This is a genomic window from Caballeronia sp. LZ029 (assembly GCF_031451275.1).
In the GTDB taxonomy this organism is placed as follows: domain Bacteria; phylum Pseudomonadota; class Gammaproteobacteria; order Burkholderiales; family Burkholderiaceae; genus Caballeronia; species Caballeronia jiangsuensis.
On the sequence record NZ_JARUXO010000001.1, the window covers coordinates 864,559 to 878,644 of the forward strand.

Genomic DNA, 14,086 nt, shown 5'->3' on the forward strand with positions numbered 1-14,086 from the left:
ATTCTCCGGCGCCTCGGCCGATCCGCGTCCGCCGCCACCCCGAAAAGCGCGGTATTTTACCCGAAGCCGACGCGCGCGCGGAGGCGAAGCCGGAAGAGTCCGATTACATGCATGGGTGGAACGATGTAGTGCCGGCGGGCGCGTTGTTTCGAAGCGCCGCCGCCCTTACATTCTCTCCATCGCAAAACAACGCCTTGGGCGGGAGCAAACATCATGTTCGAGATTCGCCGCAGCAACGAACGCGGTCACGCCAACCACGGCTGGCTCGACTCGTATCACAGCTTCTCCTTTGCCGATTACTACGATCCGGAGCATACGCACTTCGGCGCGCTGCGCGTGATCAACGAAGACCGCGTCGCGGGCGGGCAGGGCTTCGGTGCGCATGGCCATCGCGATATGGAAATCGTGAGCTACGTGCTCGACGGCGCGCTCGCGCACCGCGACAGCATGGGCAACGGCTCGACGATCCGTCCCGGCGACGTGCAGCGCATGAGCGCCGGCACCGGCGTGCGTCACAGCGAATTCAACGGCTCACCGACGGACACCGCGCATTTCCTGCAGATCTGGATCATTCCGGATGCGCCGGGCGGCGCGCCGGGCTACGAGGAAAAGCGCTTCGCGGATGACGAAAAGCGCGGCCGGCTGCGCGTGATCGCGTCGCCGGAAGGTGTGGACGGCTCGGTCAGGATCGGCGCGGACGCACGGATTTTCGCGGGCTTCTTCAATGGCGACGAACGCGCCGACTTCGATGTGCCGGCGGGCCGCCGCGTGTATGTGCACGTGGCGCGCGGCGCGGTGACGGTGAATGGCGAGACGCTCGGCGCCGGCGACGCCGCGAAGCTCGAGGATGTGTCGAAGGTCACGCTCGAAAAGGGCGATAACGCCGAAGTGCTGTTGTTCGACCTCGCGTAAGTCCCGGTTCGCCGATGAAAAAAAGCCGCGGAGCGTCATGCTCCGCGGCTTTTTTGTTGCCGCAGCCGCCGCTTACGGCTTCGCGGTAGCCGATGCGCCCGCCGCCGCACCCGGCGCGCCGTCCGGGCCGCCGCGCTTGCCCCAGCGCTCATGCATCTTCTGCTCGTGCTCGTGCATCTTCGCGAAGTGCTTCTTGAGCGCCGTGCTGACGGTCGTCTTCTGCTGGTCGTTCAGCGCGTTGTAGAAGTTCAGCCACGCGGTCGTGGTCTGCTCGCGCAGTTGCGCGTTCTGCGCCTCGATCTTCTGGTGCGCCGCGTGCATCGCGTTCAGGTCGAGGATCGGCTGGCTTTCCATCGACTTGAACTGATCGCGCATCTGCTTGTGGCTTTCGCGCATGGCCTGATGATTCTGCTTCATCGTCGTGAGCGCGGTCTGCCACAGCTTTTCCTGATCCGCGTTCAGCTTGAGCTGGCCGTGCAGTTCGTCCAGTTGCTTCTGCATGCGCATTTCCATGCGGTGGCCGCCAGGGCCGCCGTGGCCGCCCATCATGGCCGGGCCGCCGGGGGGCGGCGCAGTCGGCGCGTCGCTGGTGGCCGCGTAGGCCGTGCCGAACGTCAGCGCGATTGCAGCAGCGGCGGCGGTGAGGATGCGATATTGCTTGGCCATCTTGATACTCCCTTGATTGTTTTCGATGCCGAAGCCACGAGGCCTTGATCGACGTGTCGGTTGGTGTGTCGAGGTCTTGCGCTTGTCGGTGAAACACAGCGTAGGGGTTCGCGGCAGGGCGCGTGTTACGGGCTGGTTCAGGCTTGTTACGCGGGTTTACGCCCCGCTTTCGTCGTAACACCCCGTAACCCTTATGGCAGGCCTGTCATCAATCGAGGTCCGACTCACGCGCTAAACTCCATCCCATGACTACGCAAATACTTGTCGTCGACGACGACGCCGAACTGCGCGACCTTCTGCGCGACTATCTGGTCCGGCAGGGCATCGAGGTGTCGGTGCTGCATGACGCCGGTGGACTCGAACGCCGCATCGAACGCGAGCGGCCCGATCTCATCGTGCTCGATCTGATGATGCCGGGCGTCGACGGGCTGACCGCGCTCAAACAGTTGCGCGCATCCGGCGACGACATCCCGGTCATCATGCTGACCGCGCGCGCGGACGACGTGGACCGGATCGTCGGCCTCGAACTGGGTGCGGACGATTACCTCGGCAAGCCGTTCAATCCGCGCGAACTGCTCGCGCGCGTGCAGGCCGTGCTGCGCCGCCGCCGCACGATTCCGTCGGCCGCGCCCGAGCAGCGCGAGCCGTATTCGTTCGGCCGCTTCAGGCTGGATTTCCAGTCGCGCACGCTGCAACAGGACGACAAGCCGCTCACGCTGTCCGGCAGCGAATTCGCGCTGCTCAAGATCTTCGTGAACAACCCGATGCGCACGCTCACGCGCGAGCGCCTGCTCGAACTGCTGCACGGCCCCGAATACGACGGCACCGACCGCGGCATCGACGTGCAGGTGTGGCGCCTGCGCCGCATCCTCGAGTCCGATCCTTCGGCGCCGCGCTTCATCCAGACGGTGCGGGGGCGCGGCTACGTGTTCGTGCCGGACGGCGGGCAAAATGCGCCGGGCAATTGACACGCTGTTCGGCCGGCTGGTCGTCATCGTCATCGGCATGCTGGTGCTCTCGCATGTCGCGTGGTTTGCGATCATCCGCTTCGAGCGGGACAACGTGCAGACGCGCTTCGCCGTTGAGGAAGCCGTTTTCCTCGTCGAGGCGGTTCGTCAGCACATCGCCAATACGCCGGATCAGCCTTTGCCGCCGCGCGTGCGCGTGGTCGCGCTCGCGAGTCCCGACGTGCCCAGGCAGCCCGACGAGAACATGCCGCCGCCGCTGCTGCGGTTCGTCGAGGACCTGAAGGACCGTCTGCCCGATGGCACCGACGTGCGCCTGAGCGAGCCTGGCGGCCCGCCCAGCGTGTGGGTGCATGGCGTGAAGGACACGGGATGGGTCGTCGTGCCGGTGCAGCCGCTGCGCCCGCCGCGCTCGCGCGACCGCATGCTCGTGTGGCTCGCGCTGATTTTCTCGACGGCCGTGCTTGCCGCGCTATTCGGCGCTTGGCAGTTGCAATATCCGCTGCGCTCGCTCGCGCAGGCGGTCGGGCGCTTCGGGCGCGGCCAGCCGACGCCGCCGGTGCCCGAGCGCGGCCCGCGCGAATTGCGCCAGTTGACGCACGGTTTCAATCAGATGGTCCGCGAGGTCTCGCAGACGGAGAGCGACCGCGCCGTGATGCTCGCGGGCGTCGCGCACGATCTGAAGACGCCGCTCGCGCGCTTGCGTCTGCGCGCCGAAATGATGGACGACAAGAAAATGCGCGACGGCGTCGTGCGCGACGTCGATTCGATGGCGCATATCGTCGATCAGTTTCTCGTGTTCGCGCACGACCGCCCGGACGGCAGCGAGCCCGTTCCCGTCGACGAGCAGTGCGAGCGGATCGCGCGGGCGTATCGCGCGGTATCGCCGGGCGCGCAGCCGATTCGCCTGAAACTCGAAGCCGGCCCCGCTTTCGCGCTGCCGGCGGCCACGCTCGACCGGCTCTTGTCGAACCTGCTCGACAACGCGCATGCGTACGGTGCGCCGCCGGTCGTCATCGAGACGCGGCGGGAAGCCAGGGGCTGGGTGTTGTCGGTGTCCGATCACGGCAAGGGCATTGCGCCCGACGATCTCATCAAGGCGAGCCGGCCGTTCGTGCGGCTCGATCCGGCGCGTGGCGGCAGCGGACATAGCGGGCTCGGACTCGCCATCGTCGAGCGGCTTGCGCGGCGCGTGGGCGGTGAGTGCGAGATCGGCAATCGTGCCGATGGCGGATTGCAGGTCGCGATGACCTTTCCGTTCGATATCGCCACGCGGCCGGTGGAAGAACGCCGCGCCGGCCCTCAGCACGAAGAGCGCGTGTCGTAACGGCGCGCCAGGTGGCAGGAGCGGCGCGGCGTCAGTCGAAGAGGGTTTCCAGCGCCGACGCCGCTTCGCTGTCCACCGTGTTGTACGTCACCGTCGACGCCTCGAAGATGTAGTGCGTCGTGTATTTGCCGAGACGCGAGAGGATCTCATCCTGAATCACTTCGGGCGCGAGATCGATCTTCAGGAACCACGTCGTCGACGAAAGCCGCGTCTGAAACGAGCCGTACTCGGCGAGCAGGTGGTCGAACGTTTCTGCGTCCTGATCCCGGCACACGATGACCAGATTTCCCTTCATGCAAACCTCCCGATTCACGCCAGCGGCATTCGATTTCGAATATCGATGATACCTGCGGGATGCCTGCGCGTCGCGACATGCGCATGACCGTGCGATGCCACGACGCTCATTTGCCCGCGAGCGTGTCTTCCGTGTGCCGCGCGGACGGGCCGGGATCGGCGGGGCGCACTTCGCTGCGGTCGCGCCCGCGGGACTTTGCCTCGTAGAGCGCGAGATCCGCACGGGAGAGGATCCATTCGAGGGCATCGTCGAGCGCGAGCTCCGTGATGCCGATGGACACCGACAGCACCGCGTCGTCCGGCAGATGCGCGCAGTGCTCGTGATGGAAGCGCTTTCTCAGACGTTCGAGCACGGCTTGCGCATCGGCGAGCGAGGTTTGCGGCAAAAGAATGCCGAATTCCTCGCCGCCGAGCCGGCCGATCGCGTCGCTCGGACGAAGCTGCGCGCGGCACACTTCGACGAAATGTTCGAGCGCACGGTCGCCCGACGCGTGGCCGAAGCGATCGTTGATCTGCTTGAAGTGGTCGAGATCGGCGATCGCGACCGAAAGCGGCGTGCCGACCGAGCGCGCAAGCTCGACTTCGTGCCGCAGCGTGTCGAGGAAATAACGCCGGGAGAGCGCGCCCGTGAGCGCGTCATGGCGCGCTTCGGCCGAAAGCAGCGTATTGGCCGATTGCAACTGCTCGGCGAGATCGCGCGTCGCGCGGTGCAGGCGCCGCTCGCGCGAGTACGAAGTGGCGATCACGATCGCGAGCGTCACGACGCCGAGCATCGTCAGAAACACGAGGAAGCGGTCGCGGCTGTGATTGCGGCTGATCTCCGGCCAGCTCGTGAGCGGATGGACGATATGCGCCGAAAGGCCCGAGTTGAGGCCGGTGCGTTCGTCGTAGAGCGAGGGCACGTTGCTGCCGTTCGCGGCGTAGAAGGTTTGCGCGAGCGCGGGCGCGAGCCAGTGCTCGGACGCGCGCATCTGCTCGCCGATATGCGCCACGCGCAGCTCCGGAAACGACTCGCGCCGGTAGTGCTCGATGCGCTCGCGCTCGGTCATGCGCGCGATGGGCGAATTGGGCATCGCTTCGTATTCGAGCCTGCCGTCGTGCGCCATCACGACGACGCCGTTCTCGTCGGTCACGAAGGTGCCGGCGCGCGAGACCCAGTGCCGCAGCCGGTCGATGCTCACCTTCGCGATCACCGCGCCGACCAGGATGCCGTCCTCGTAAGCCGGCGCCGCGATGAAGATGCCCGGCTCGCCGGACAGACGCCCCACGCCGTACATCTCGACGAAGCCGCCGAGCAGCGCGCGCGCCACATAGCCGCGAGCGCTCATGTCGTAGCCGATGAAGCTGTCGTCGTCGCCCGCGTTGCTCGATGCAATGCAGAAACCCTTTTCGTTGACGAGCCAGATGGAGTCGAGGCCGGAGAAGCCCTGCGCGTCGTGCAGGAAGTGATTGACCTTCGCGAGAGCGGGGCGCGCGGTCCAGTCCTTGCGGCGTTCGAGTTCCGTCCCGGCCGGGTTCGAGGCATAATTCCGCGACTCCGCGAGCGCGCTCTGCGTGAGGTCCATCTGGGCGAGCGTCGCGGGAATGGCGCGCGACATCGCCAGATCGCTCGCGATGATCTGCGCCATGTTGTCGACGATGGACGCCGCCATCTGGCGTTCGGTGCGCACCGTCGAAGTCATCTCCTGTTGTACCATTCGGTCCGACAACAAGCCGGCGGCAATCCAGCACGCGAATGCCAGCGCCGCGAGGCCGAGCGTCGCGATCACACGGTGCAGGATGAGCTTGTTCATCGATCTCGGGCGCAATGGAAGTTCACGCCGTTCGCAGGCTCAACGCGCCGTGCCGCCCGAGCGGTCCGGTCTGCGCGAAGCGGGCTAGGCGGGTGCGCGGATTGCAGCGCATCATGTCAACCGCTTTCCGGCTTTCGCTCGCAACGGGGCGGCGAGTGTGGCTCAGGCGGTTTTCCGGCTCGGATCGGGCGTCTCGCATCGCATCGGCGCTCAAATTATTGTTCGTGATAAGCCAAGATTGGACGATGTTTTGCGCCGCCTATCAAGTGCCTTCTGAAGGCGTGCGACGTGCGTCCAACATAACGGATGCGCGCCGCGCGAAAGCGCCGTTCGCCGGCAATCCGACCTGCGCGCGCCGCAGCCAGACTGAAAGGAAGCGAAAGCACGCGGGCGCGAGGCGCATTCGACGCTGACAGCCCCTTCATTTTGCCCATGCCGTGCCGAAGAGCAACAGAAACATCGCAGGAATGGCGCGGCGGGCCGCATGAAGGTTGTGCCTGTCACACGGGTTGGTGTAGTGTCGCTCGGTTCAGCGCGGGGAAACGTCTGACGCGGCGGCTGCCCGGCGCCGTCATTCGTGCTGAACGTGTCGTCGTATCGACGGCCGCGTGCGTTGAGCATGAGGCCGTTCCGGGCGAAGGCTTCTTGCCCGCCGGACGGTTCGTTCGCCGTCTCAAGCAACATCCCGCGCACGCGCGGTCGGAACAAAGCCTTACGGGGAGGGCCTTGCATGGAATTTGGTTTCAATCTGAATCGCACGGCGAATGCGTCGGCCTGGCGGATCCTGCCCAACCGCTGGGATTTCGTCGCGTTCCCGATGATCATCTGCATCATCGCGCTCGCCGCCGTCGGATTCCACGAGACGCTGGCGCCGATCTCGACATTGCAGACCCAGGCGATCTCGCTTGACCCCGCGAACCTTCCCGAATACGCGTTGCGCACGACCTTGCGCATGCTGCTGGCGATGGTCGCCTCGCTCATCTTCACGCTGGTCTACGGCACGCTTGCGGCGAAGAGCAGGCGCGCGTCGATCGTGCTCGTGCCGATCCTCGACATCCTCCAGTCGGTGCCGGTGCTGGGCTATATCTCGTTTACGGTGACGTTCTTCCTCGCGATGTTCCCGGGGCGCGTGATCGGCGCCGAATGCGCGGCGATCTTCGCGATCTTTACGAGCCAGGCCTGGAACATGACCTTTAGCTTCTACCAGTCGCTGCGCACGGTGCCGCGCGATCTGGATGAAGTGTCGCGCGGCTTTCACCTCACCAACTGGCAGCGCTTCTGGAAGCTCGAAGTGCCGTTCTCGATGCCGGGCCTCATCTGGAACATGATGATGTCGATGTCGGGCGGCTGGTTCTTCGTCGTCGCTTCCGAGGCGATCACGGTCGGCAACCGCACGATCGTGCTGCCGGGCGTGGGCGCGTATCTGGCCGCGGCCATCGGCGAGCGCAATCTGAGCGCGATCGGCTGGGTGATTCTCGCGATGACCATCGTCATCCTGGCCTACGACCAGTTGATGTTCCGCCCGCTCGTCGCATGGGCCGACAAGTTCCGCATGGAGAACACGAGTTCGGGCGACGAGCCGTCGTCGTGGCTGCTCGACCTGATCCGCCGCACGCGCCTGATTCACCGTCTGCTCGTGCCGGCGGGCTGGATTCTCGCGAAGGCCGCGCGCGTGCCGATCAAGCTGCCGTCGCTGCAGGGCGCGCTGGAGAACGTGGGCTTGCCGCTGCGCGCGAAAGTGCCGTCCACGCGCGCGGGCGATATCGCGTGGGGCACGGTCGTGGTGCTGATCACGGTGTTCGTCGTATGGAAAGTCGCGTCGTTCGTCGCGACCGGCGTGAGTTGGGGCGAAGTCGGCCACGTGTTCGTGCTCGGCTTCATCACGCTCTTGCGCGTGGTGGTGCTGATCGCGCTCGCATCGGTGGTGTGGGTGCCCATCGGCGTGTTGATCGGCCTGCGCCCGGCGCTCGCGGAGAAAATCCAGCCGCTCGCGCAGTTCCTCGCCGCGTTCCCGGCGAACCTGCTGTTTCCGGTGTTCGTCGTGGTGATCGTGCGCTTTCATCTGAACCCGGATATCTGGCTGTCGCCGCTCATCGTGCTCGGCACGCAGTGGTATATCCTCTTCAACGTGGTCGCGGGCGCGTCGTCCTATCCGAACGATTATCGCGAGGCCGCGAGCAACTTTCAGATCCGCGGCTGGCAGTGGTGGAAGAAGTGCATGTTGCCGGGCATCTTCCCTTACTACATCACCGGCGCGATCACCGCCTCGGGTGGCGCGTGGAACGCCAGCATCGTCGCGGAAGCCGTGTCGTGGGGGAAGACGGAGGTCGTCGCGCATGGCCTCGGCGCCTATATCGCTCAGACGACCGCCGCGGGCGACTACCCGAAAATCATTCTCGGCATCGCCGTGATGTCGCTGTTCGTCACGCTGTTCAACCGACTGTTGTGGCGCCCGCTATACGCCTACGCCGAAGCAAGGCTTCGGCTGGATTGAGGACGAGTTCCGATGCAGAACCTGAAAAATACGTCGGCGGCGCAGGGCTTCCAGCGCCCGCAAGGCACGCCGCCGCGACTCGGCGCGGAGATCCTGCGCGTGGCGAACGTCAGCCGCGGCTTCAACAAGACGCAGGGCGAATTGCTCGTGCTCGACGATGCCAACCTCTCGCTGCGCGAAGGCGAGATCGTCGGATTGCTCGGGCGTTCGGGCTCGGGCAAGTCGACGCTGTTGCGCATCATCGCCGGGCTGATCGAGCCGACGGCCGGAGAAGTGACCTATCTGGACAAGCCCTTGAGCGGACCCGCGAAGGGCGTCGCGATGGTGTTCCAGACGTTCGCGCTGTTTCCGTGGCTGACCGTGCTTCAGAACGTGGAAGCCGGTCTGGAAGCGCAGGGCGTGGGCGCGCGCGAGCGCCGTGAACGCGCGCTGGCCGCGATCGACCTGATCGGTCTCGACGGCTTCGAAAACGCGTATCCGCGCGAACTGTCGGGCGGCATGCGCCAGCGCGTGGGCTTCGCGCGGGCGCTCGTCGTCGATCCGACGCTTCTGCTTATGGACGAACCGTTCTCCGCGCTCGATGTGCTGACCGCCGAAAACCTGCGCACCGATCTGCTCGATCTATGGACGCAAGGGCGCATGCCGATCAAGTCGGTGCTGATCGTCACGCACAACATCGAGGAAGCTGTGTTCATGTGCGACCGCATTCTGGTGCTGTCGTCGAATCCCGGTCGCGTGATGGCCGAGATCAAGGTGCCGTTCAAGCATCCGCGCAATCGTCTGGACCCGGCGTTCAGGCGTCTCGTCGACGATATCTACGCGAAAATGACCGCGCGCCAGATGGACGAAGCGAAGAAGAAGGGGCTCGAGCTGGGAAGCTGGCTGCCGTCGGTTTCGACCAACCTGATGGCGGGTCTCATCGAAACGCTCGCGGCCGAGCCGTATCACGGCCGCGCGGACATGCCCGAAATCGCGCGCACGCTTCATCTCGAAGTCGACGATCTCTTTCCGATCGCGGAAGTGCTGCAGCATCTGGGTTTCGCCGATGTGCGCGAAGGCGACATCTTCCTCACGCCGCAAGCGCGCGTGTTCGCCGAGTTCGGCACGCAGGAGCGCAAGATGATGTTCGCGGAGCATCTGCTACGGCACGTGCCGCTGGCCGCGCGGATCAAGAAGGTGCTGAACGAGCGGCCGGGACATCGTGCGCCGCGCGTGCGCTTCGAGCAGGAACTGGAGGACTTTCTCTCCGACAAGGCCGCGCAGGAGACGCTCGATGCGGTCATCGACTGGGGACGTTATGGGGAGATTTTCTCGTATAACGACCAGACGGAGATGCTGAGTCTGGAGGATGTGGAGGCTTGAAGGGGGTTGGGTTCGGGTTGATTCGAGAGCGCGGTTGCCGGTGACGGGACCGCGCTTTTTCGTTGGCGTTGGCCGATTGGCTGAATGTTCATGCAGCGCGTCGAATCGTAACGTTTTCGTCTTGAAGATCACTGCTGCGTGTGTAAAGCTACACACGCAGCATTCGGAGACGAGATGGATTCATCGCGCTTGATTCGAATGCTGATGGACGGCGGCTGGGAGCTCGTGCGCACGCGAGGCAGTCATCACCACTTCAGACATGGAACCAAAATCGGTCGCGTGACCGTGGTTCATCCAAAGAAAGACGTAGCGATCGGAACGGCCAGATCGGTTCTCAAAAGCGCCGGAATGCTAAACCGTCTGTATTCGTCGTAACGGAGCCGGACAATGGAATTTGCCCTCGCCATTCATAAAGATCCTGAAAGCAGCTACGGAGTGACCGTGCCCAACGTGCCGGGCGTTTTTTCAGCCGGAGATACGATCGACGAAGCGATCAAAAATGCGAAGGAGGCCATTTTTTTCCACATCGAGACGATCATCGAGGACGGCGCGGAAGTCTCGATCACGTCGCGAAGCATCGAGGAGTTGATCGCTGATCCGGATTTCGCCACGGCCATCTGGGCGTTCGTCGAAGTGGACCTCTCCAAGCTCGATTCCCGCCCGGAGCGTATCAACATCAGCCTGCCGCGCTTCGTGCTGCGCAAGATCGACAGCTATGTCGAAGCGCGCCACGAGACCCGCAGCGGCTTCCTCGCGCGCGTTGCGCTCGAAGCGATCGCCAACGGCTGAAGCCATGAAAAAAGCGCGGTGTCCGTCAGGAAACCGCGCTTTCCAAAAGACTCGCCGGGAAACTACTGCAAATTCCCCCACCGCTCGACCGCAGGCTCCGCCGACGCCCATTTCCATCCGCTCGGCTGCTGGCAAGCCGTCGCGACGAACCATTCGGCGGGCGCTTTCGCATCGTCGCCATCGACGACCGAGAACGCGAATTCCTTGCACGTCGCGAGCGCGCTGCCGAACTCGCGCAGCACGCGCACTTCACCGTGACCGTTCTCGACCGGCAAGGTGTGCTTGACCTTCCACGGCCTCGTCTCGCCGACCTGAGAGATGCCCGCCGTCACCGCGATCATGACCTGCTGATCCTGATGCAGCGATTTGGTGACGCGCTTGACGGCTTCGTCGGTGGCGGCCTGCACGGCGATGCCTACGCCCAGCCCGATGGCCGGATTCGTCGTGAACGCGCCCGTCGCGATGCCGGCCGTCGCGCCCGCCGCGGCGCCGATCGATGCGCAGCCGCTCATCGACACGCATACGGCCGCGCCCGCCGCGACGATGCCGAGACGCAGCGCCAGAGTTACGTCGAGCGACAGCGTCATTGCAGCGAACCCCAGCGCGGCGTAGCGGGCTCGGCCGAGGCCCACTTCCACTTGTCGCCGTCACGGCATACCGATGCGACGTAGAACGCGCTGTCGGCCGCGCGGTCCTTCGTCGCGTCGCGATCGACGGAAAACACGATCTCCTTGCACTCGAGCACGCCGCTGCTGATCGTGCGGCTCACCGTCACGCGGCCTTTTTCGTCTTCTTCGATCGGCACCGAATGCACCGCCTTCCACGGCGCGACCGCACCGACCGCGAGCGGACCGGCGGCCGACGCGATCTGATCCTGCGTGTTGGTATGAGCGACGCGCTGCGTGTACTGCACGCCCGCGCGGGCCGCGGCGACCGCGCCTAGACCGATGCCTGTCGCCACCGCGGCGTTGCTGGTGACGCTGTTCGCCACCGCCGCGCCCGCGATACCGGCGCCTGCTGTCGCGCCTTCGCTATAGAGCGAGTTGCATCCACTGAGGCTCATGCAAGCGATGACGCCTGAAATGACCGCGGCGAGCGCGGCGGCGCGCGGGCTGCGCCGATGGACCCTGATCTGCATGTTGCTTTCCTTCGTCTACCGTATCCCGACGCTTGCCAATCGGGGTTCGAGGGCTCGAATCTTCTTGAGGTCTCGCTCTCAAGTCGCCGCCCGGCAACGCAAAATCGGCACGGTGCGCGGGCTTCGCGCATTTTGAAGCATGCTTCTAATTACCGGTTCGGGAAAATTGCAAGAAATTGCAAGCGCACGAAATGTGCCTCGATCCGCGTTTCGTCACGGACAAAAAAAGCGAGCGCGGCCGTGCGCGCTCGCTTCTCAAGTCATGTCGATGAAAGCTGGCAGGCGATTCAGTTCTCGCTGCCCGATGCCGCGTCGCCGCCTTCGGTATCTTCGTTTTCGTACGCGCCGAGGCGGTTATACAAGGTCTTGAGGCTCACGCCGAGCGCCTTTGCCGCGCGCCGCTTGTCGCCGCCGCAATGCTTGAGCGTGCCGAGGATGATCTGCTTCTGCGCATCGGCGAGCGGCGTGCCGACCCAGACGTTCATCGCGTCGCCCTGCGTGACGGGCTTCTTCACCCGGGACGCGAGATGCGGATGCGCGATCTCCACCGTCTTCTCCGCGAGAATGAACGCGCGATAGACCGTGTTCTTCAGTTCGCGCACGTTCCCCGGCCATGAGTACGTGCGCAGCACGTCGAGCGCGCGTTTGCTAAAGACCTTGCTCGTGCCTTCCTGCGCGTTCATCTCCGAGAGGAAATGCTGCGCGAGCAATTCGCGGTCCGAATCGCGCTCGCGCAGCGGCGGCGCGCGCAACGGGAACACCGCGAGGCGATACATCAGATCTTCGCGCAAGCCGTTTTCCTTCACGGCCGTGACGGGATCGCGATTGGTCGCCGCGATCACGCGCACATCCGAGCTGATGAGATCGTTGCCGCCGACGCGAAAGAACGTGCCCGTTTCCAGCGCACGCAGCAGCTTCACCTGCCGCACCGGCGACATCTCCGTGACTTCGTCGAGAAAGAGCGTGCCGCCGTTCGCGTGCTCGAAATAGCCGATACGCCCCTGCACCGCGCCCGTGAAGCTGCCTTTCTCGTGACCGAAGAGTTCGGCTTCGATGAGGTTATCGGGAATCGCGCCGCAGTTCACCGCGATGAACGGCGCGTCCTTGCGCGCGCTGTGGTCGTGGATCGTCCGGGCGACGAGCTCCTTGCCGGTGCCCGACTCGCCGATGATGAGCGCCGTCGCATCGGTGGCGGCGACGCGTTCGATTTGCGCATACAACTCCAGCATCACGGGCGACGAGCCGTAGAGCAGTCCATAGGACTTCAGGCCCGGCACTTCTCCCGTGTTGCGCTTTCTTTGCGCGGGTGTATCTCCGACCGCAGTGGGCGGCGGATCCAGATCGGTTGACGCCATGTGTCCTGATCGTTCCAGTTCTGCGTATGTCGTGGGCGGGCGGCGGCCTGCGCGGGCGCCCCCGGTCGTGCAGCCGGCGTGGCGCGGTTCGGCGCGCGCGAGCGGCGCAACCGTGGGTGACCGCGCGCATCGGCATATGACGCGCCCGTGCGCGTTGCCCGTCGTGCTCACGCTAGCCGTGAGCGCTCTTCCTCGTGGTGCGTCGGTCCAGGAACGTCTGCATCGGGTATTTCGCAGCGCCGATTGTTTACAGACGAGCCTATCTCATAAACGCTATTTAACCATTCGCAACGACATTGCGGCAATGCGCTGGCCGGCGCGGGGCGCATTTTGTCTGAACCGCGCGGTGAGTGCGGCGCACTTCCGGAAAGGTTCTCCTTTACGCACCGAGAATTTACAAAGGCACAGCGTAATTGTTACCCGATCATCGCGGCGCGGCGTCGCGGGCGAGCGGCAGGCTTCGGTTCAGCGTCACTGGCACGAAAGCTGCGTAAGCTCGGTCATCGTGATACTTGTTCGAAAAGTCGCCGACGAGCATCGCCCTGAGGCGCACACACGAGAATGGGCGAGAGAGGCAAAAGCATCATGGAAGACTTCTTTATTTTCGACGGGCCCGCACACGAGCGCACCACGCCCACACGGCCGCTTCGCACGCGACGCGCGAACGGTTCGGGCGGCGATCGTCAGGAACTCGTGACGGGCGAGCCGATCGACATCTATCACTGGGCCGCCGTCGCGCTCGTCACCGCGCTGATGTGCGCGGTGCTAGGCTATGCGGCGGGCACGCCTGCGCTCGCACGCGCCGCGAACGTGACGAGCCTCGTGTTCGGCGCGATGGGCGGCGCGCTGATGGCAAGCGGCGTCGTGCGCAGCCTGCGCGCGCGTCTCGAAGCGGGCGGGCGCCTTGCCGTGCCCCGCCTTCCCGTCGCCGAAACGCGCTGATCGTCGCATCGGCGCGCTCGGACAAACCCAATTAGGCGAGGACTACATC

14 protein-coding genes are annotated in these 14,086 nt (G+C 64.9%); 8 read left to right on the plus strand and 6 right to left on the minus strand.

Translation table 11 applies throughout. The annotated features are described in order from the left end of the window. Positions 1–213 precede the first annotated feature (213 nt). Positions 214–912: a pirin family protein gene (locus tag QCE73_RS04010; protein ID WP_309879887.1), complete on the plus strand. Its 699-nt coding sequence runs from the start codon at positions 214–216 to the stop codon at positions 910–912. A gap of 72 nt (positions 913–984) precedes the next feature. Here QCE73_RS04010 and QCE73_RS04015 read toward each other — a convergent pair whose 3' ends face one another. After that, positions 985–1,578: a periplasmic heavy metal sensor gene (locus QCE73_RS04015; protein WP_035506202.1), complete on the minus strand. Its 594-nt coding sequence runs from the start codon at positions 1,576–1,578 to the stop codon at positions 985–987. Between the two features lie 245 nt (positions 1,579–1,823). On the opposite strand from QCE73_RS04015, the gene QCE73_RS04020 reads away from it, so the two are divergent. Continuing rightward, positions 1,824–2,546, plus strand: coding sequence for a response regulator (locus tag QCE73_RS04020; protein ID WP_035506204.1), 723 nt, complete (start codon positions 1,824–1,826; stop codon positions 2,544–2,546). Further along, positions 2,530–3,870 carry an ATP-binding protein gene (locus QCE73_RS04025; protein ID WP_309879888.1) on the plus strand — a complete coding sequence of 447 codons (1,341 nt, stop codon included), beginning with the start codon at positions 2,530–2,532 and terminating at the stop codon, positions 3,868–3,870. The genes QCE73_RS04020 and QCE73_RS04025 overlap by 17 nt, the downstream gene beginning before the upstream one ends. 31 nt (positions 3,871–3,901) lie before the next feature. On the opposite strand, the gene QCE73_RS04030 is transcribed toward QCE73_RS04025, so the two are convergent. Together QCE73_RS04030 and QCE73_RS04035 are read right to left on the minus strand one after the other, a co-directional pair. Next, positions 3,902–4,165, minus strand: coding sequence for a hypothetical protein (locus QCE73_RS04030; protein WP_016344740.1), 264 nt, complete (start codon positions 4,163–4,165; stop codon positions 3,902–3,904). 106 nt (positions 4,166–4,271) lie between these two features. Then, on the minus strand, positions 4,272–5,957 hold the full coding sequence (locus QCE73_RS04035) for a diguanylate cyclase (protein WP_309879890.1): 1,686 nt from the start codon (positions 5,955–5,957) through the stop codon (positions 4,272–4,274). Positions 5,958–6,687: 730 nt separating this feature from the next. Between QCE73_RS04035 and QCE73_RS04040 the strand changes: the two genes are divergently transcribed. The 4 genes from QCE73_RS04040 (at position 6,688) to QCE73_RS04055 (ending at position 10,602) form a co-directional block, all read left to right on the plus strand. Then, the gene (locus QCE73_RS04040; protein ID WP_035506212.1) at positions 6,688–8,451 is read left to right on the plus strand and encodes an ABC transporter permease subunit; all 1,764 of its coding nucleotides are present in this window, start codon (positions 6,688–6,690) and stop codon (positions 8,449–8,451) included. 12 nt (positions 8,452–8,463) lie between these two features. Further along, on the plus strand, positions 8,464–9,813 hold the full coding sequence (locus tag QCE73_RS04045) for an AAA-associated domain-containing protein (RefSeq protein WP_035506214.1): 1,350 nt from the start codon (positions 8,464–8,466) through the stop codon (positions 9,811–9,813). A 174-nt stretch (positions 9,814–9,987) separates the two neighbouring features. Next, positions 9,988–10,188, plus strand: coding sequence for a type II toxin-antitoxin system HicA family toxin (locus tag QCE73_RS04050; protein WP_309879892.1), 201 nt, complete (start codon positions 9,988–9,990; stop codon positions 10,186–10,188). A 12-nt stretch (positions 10,189–10,200) separates the two neighbouring features. Beyond that, entirely contained in the window at positions 10,201–10,602 is a 402-nt protein-coding gene (locus tag QCE73_RS04055; protein ID WP_309879893.1) for a type II toxin-antitoxin system HicB family antitoxin, read from the plus strand. A gap of 62 nt (positions 10,603–10,664) precedes the next feature. On the opposite strand, the gene QCE73_RS04060 is transcribed toward QCE73_RS04055, so the two are convergent. From QCE73_RS04060 to QCE73_RS04070, 3 genes are all read right to left on the minus strand, one after another. After that, positions 10,665–11,189 carry a hypothetical protein gene (locus tag QCE73_RS04060; protein ID WP_238288141.1) on the minus strand — a complete coding sequence of 175 codons (525 nt, stop codon included), beginning with the start codon at positions 11,187–11,189 and terminating at the stop codon, positions 10,665–10,667. Beyond that, complete coding sequence (locus QCE73_RS04065; protein ID WP_035506224.1) at positions 11,186–11,740, minus strand: hypothetical protein; 555 nt, start codon at positions 11,738–11,740, stop codon at positions 11,186–11,188. Before QCE73_RS04065 ends, QCE73_RS04060 begins: the two co-directional genes overlap by 4 nt. A gap of 287 nt (positions 11,741–12,027) precedes the next feature. After that, the gene (locus tag QCE73_RS04070; protein ID WP_187607176.1) at positions 12,028–13,095 is read right to left on the minus strand and encodes a sigma-54-dependent Fis family transcriptional regulator; all 1,068 of its coding nucleotides are present in this window, start codon (positions 13,093–13,095) and stop codon (positions 12,028–12,030) included. Between the two features lie 585 nt (positions 13,096–13,680). On the opposite strand from QCE73_RS04070, the gene QCE73_RS04075 reads away from it, so the two are divergent. After that, positions 13,681–14,037 carry a hypothetical protein gene (locus QCE73_RS04075; RefSeq protein WP_238210133.1) on the plus strand — a complete coding sequence of 119 codons (357 nt, stop codon included), beginning with the start codon at positions 13,681–13,683 and terminating at the stop codon, positions 14,035–14,037. Positions 14,038–14,086 lie beyond the last annotated feature (49 nt).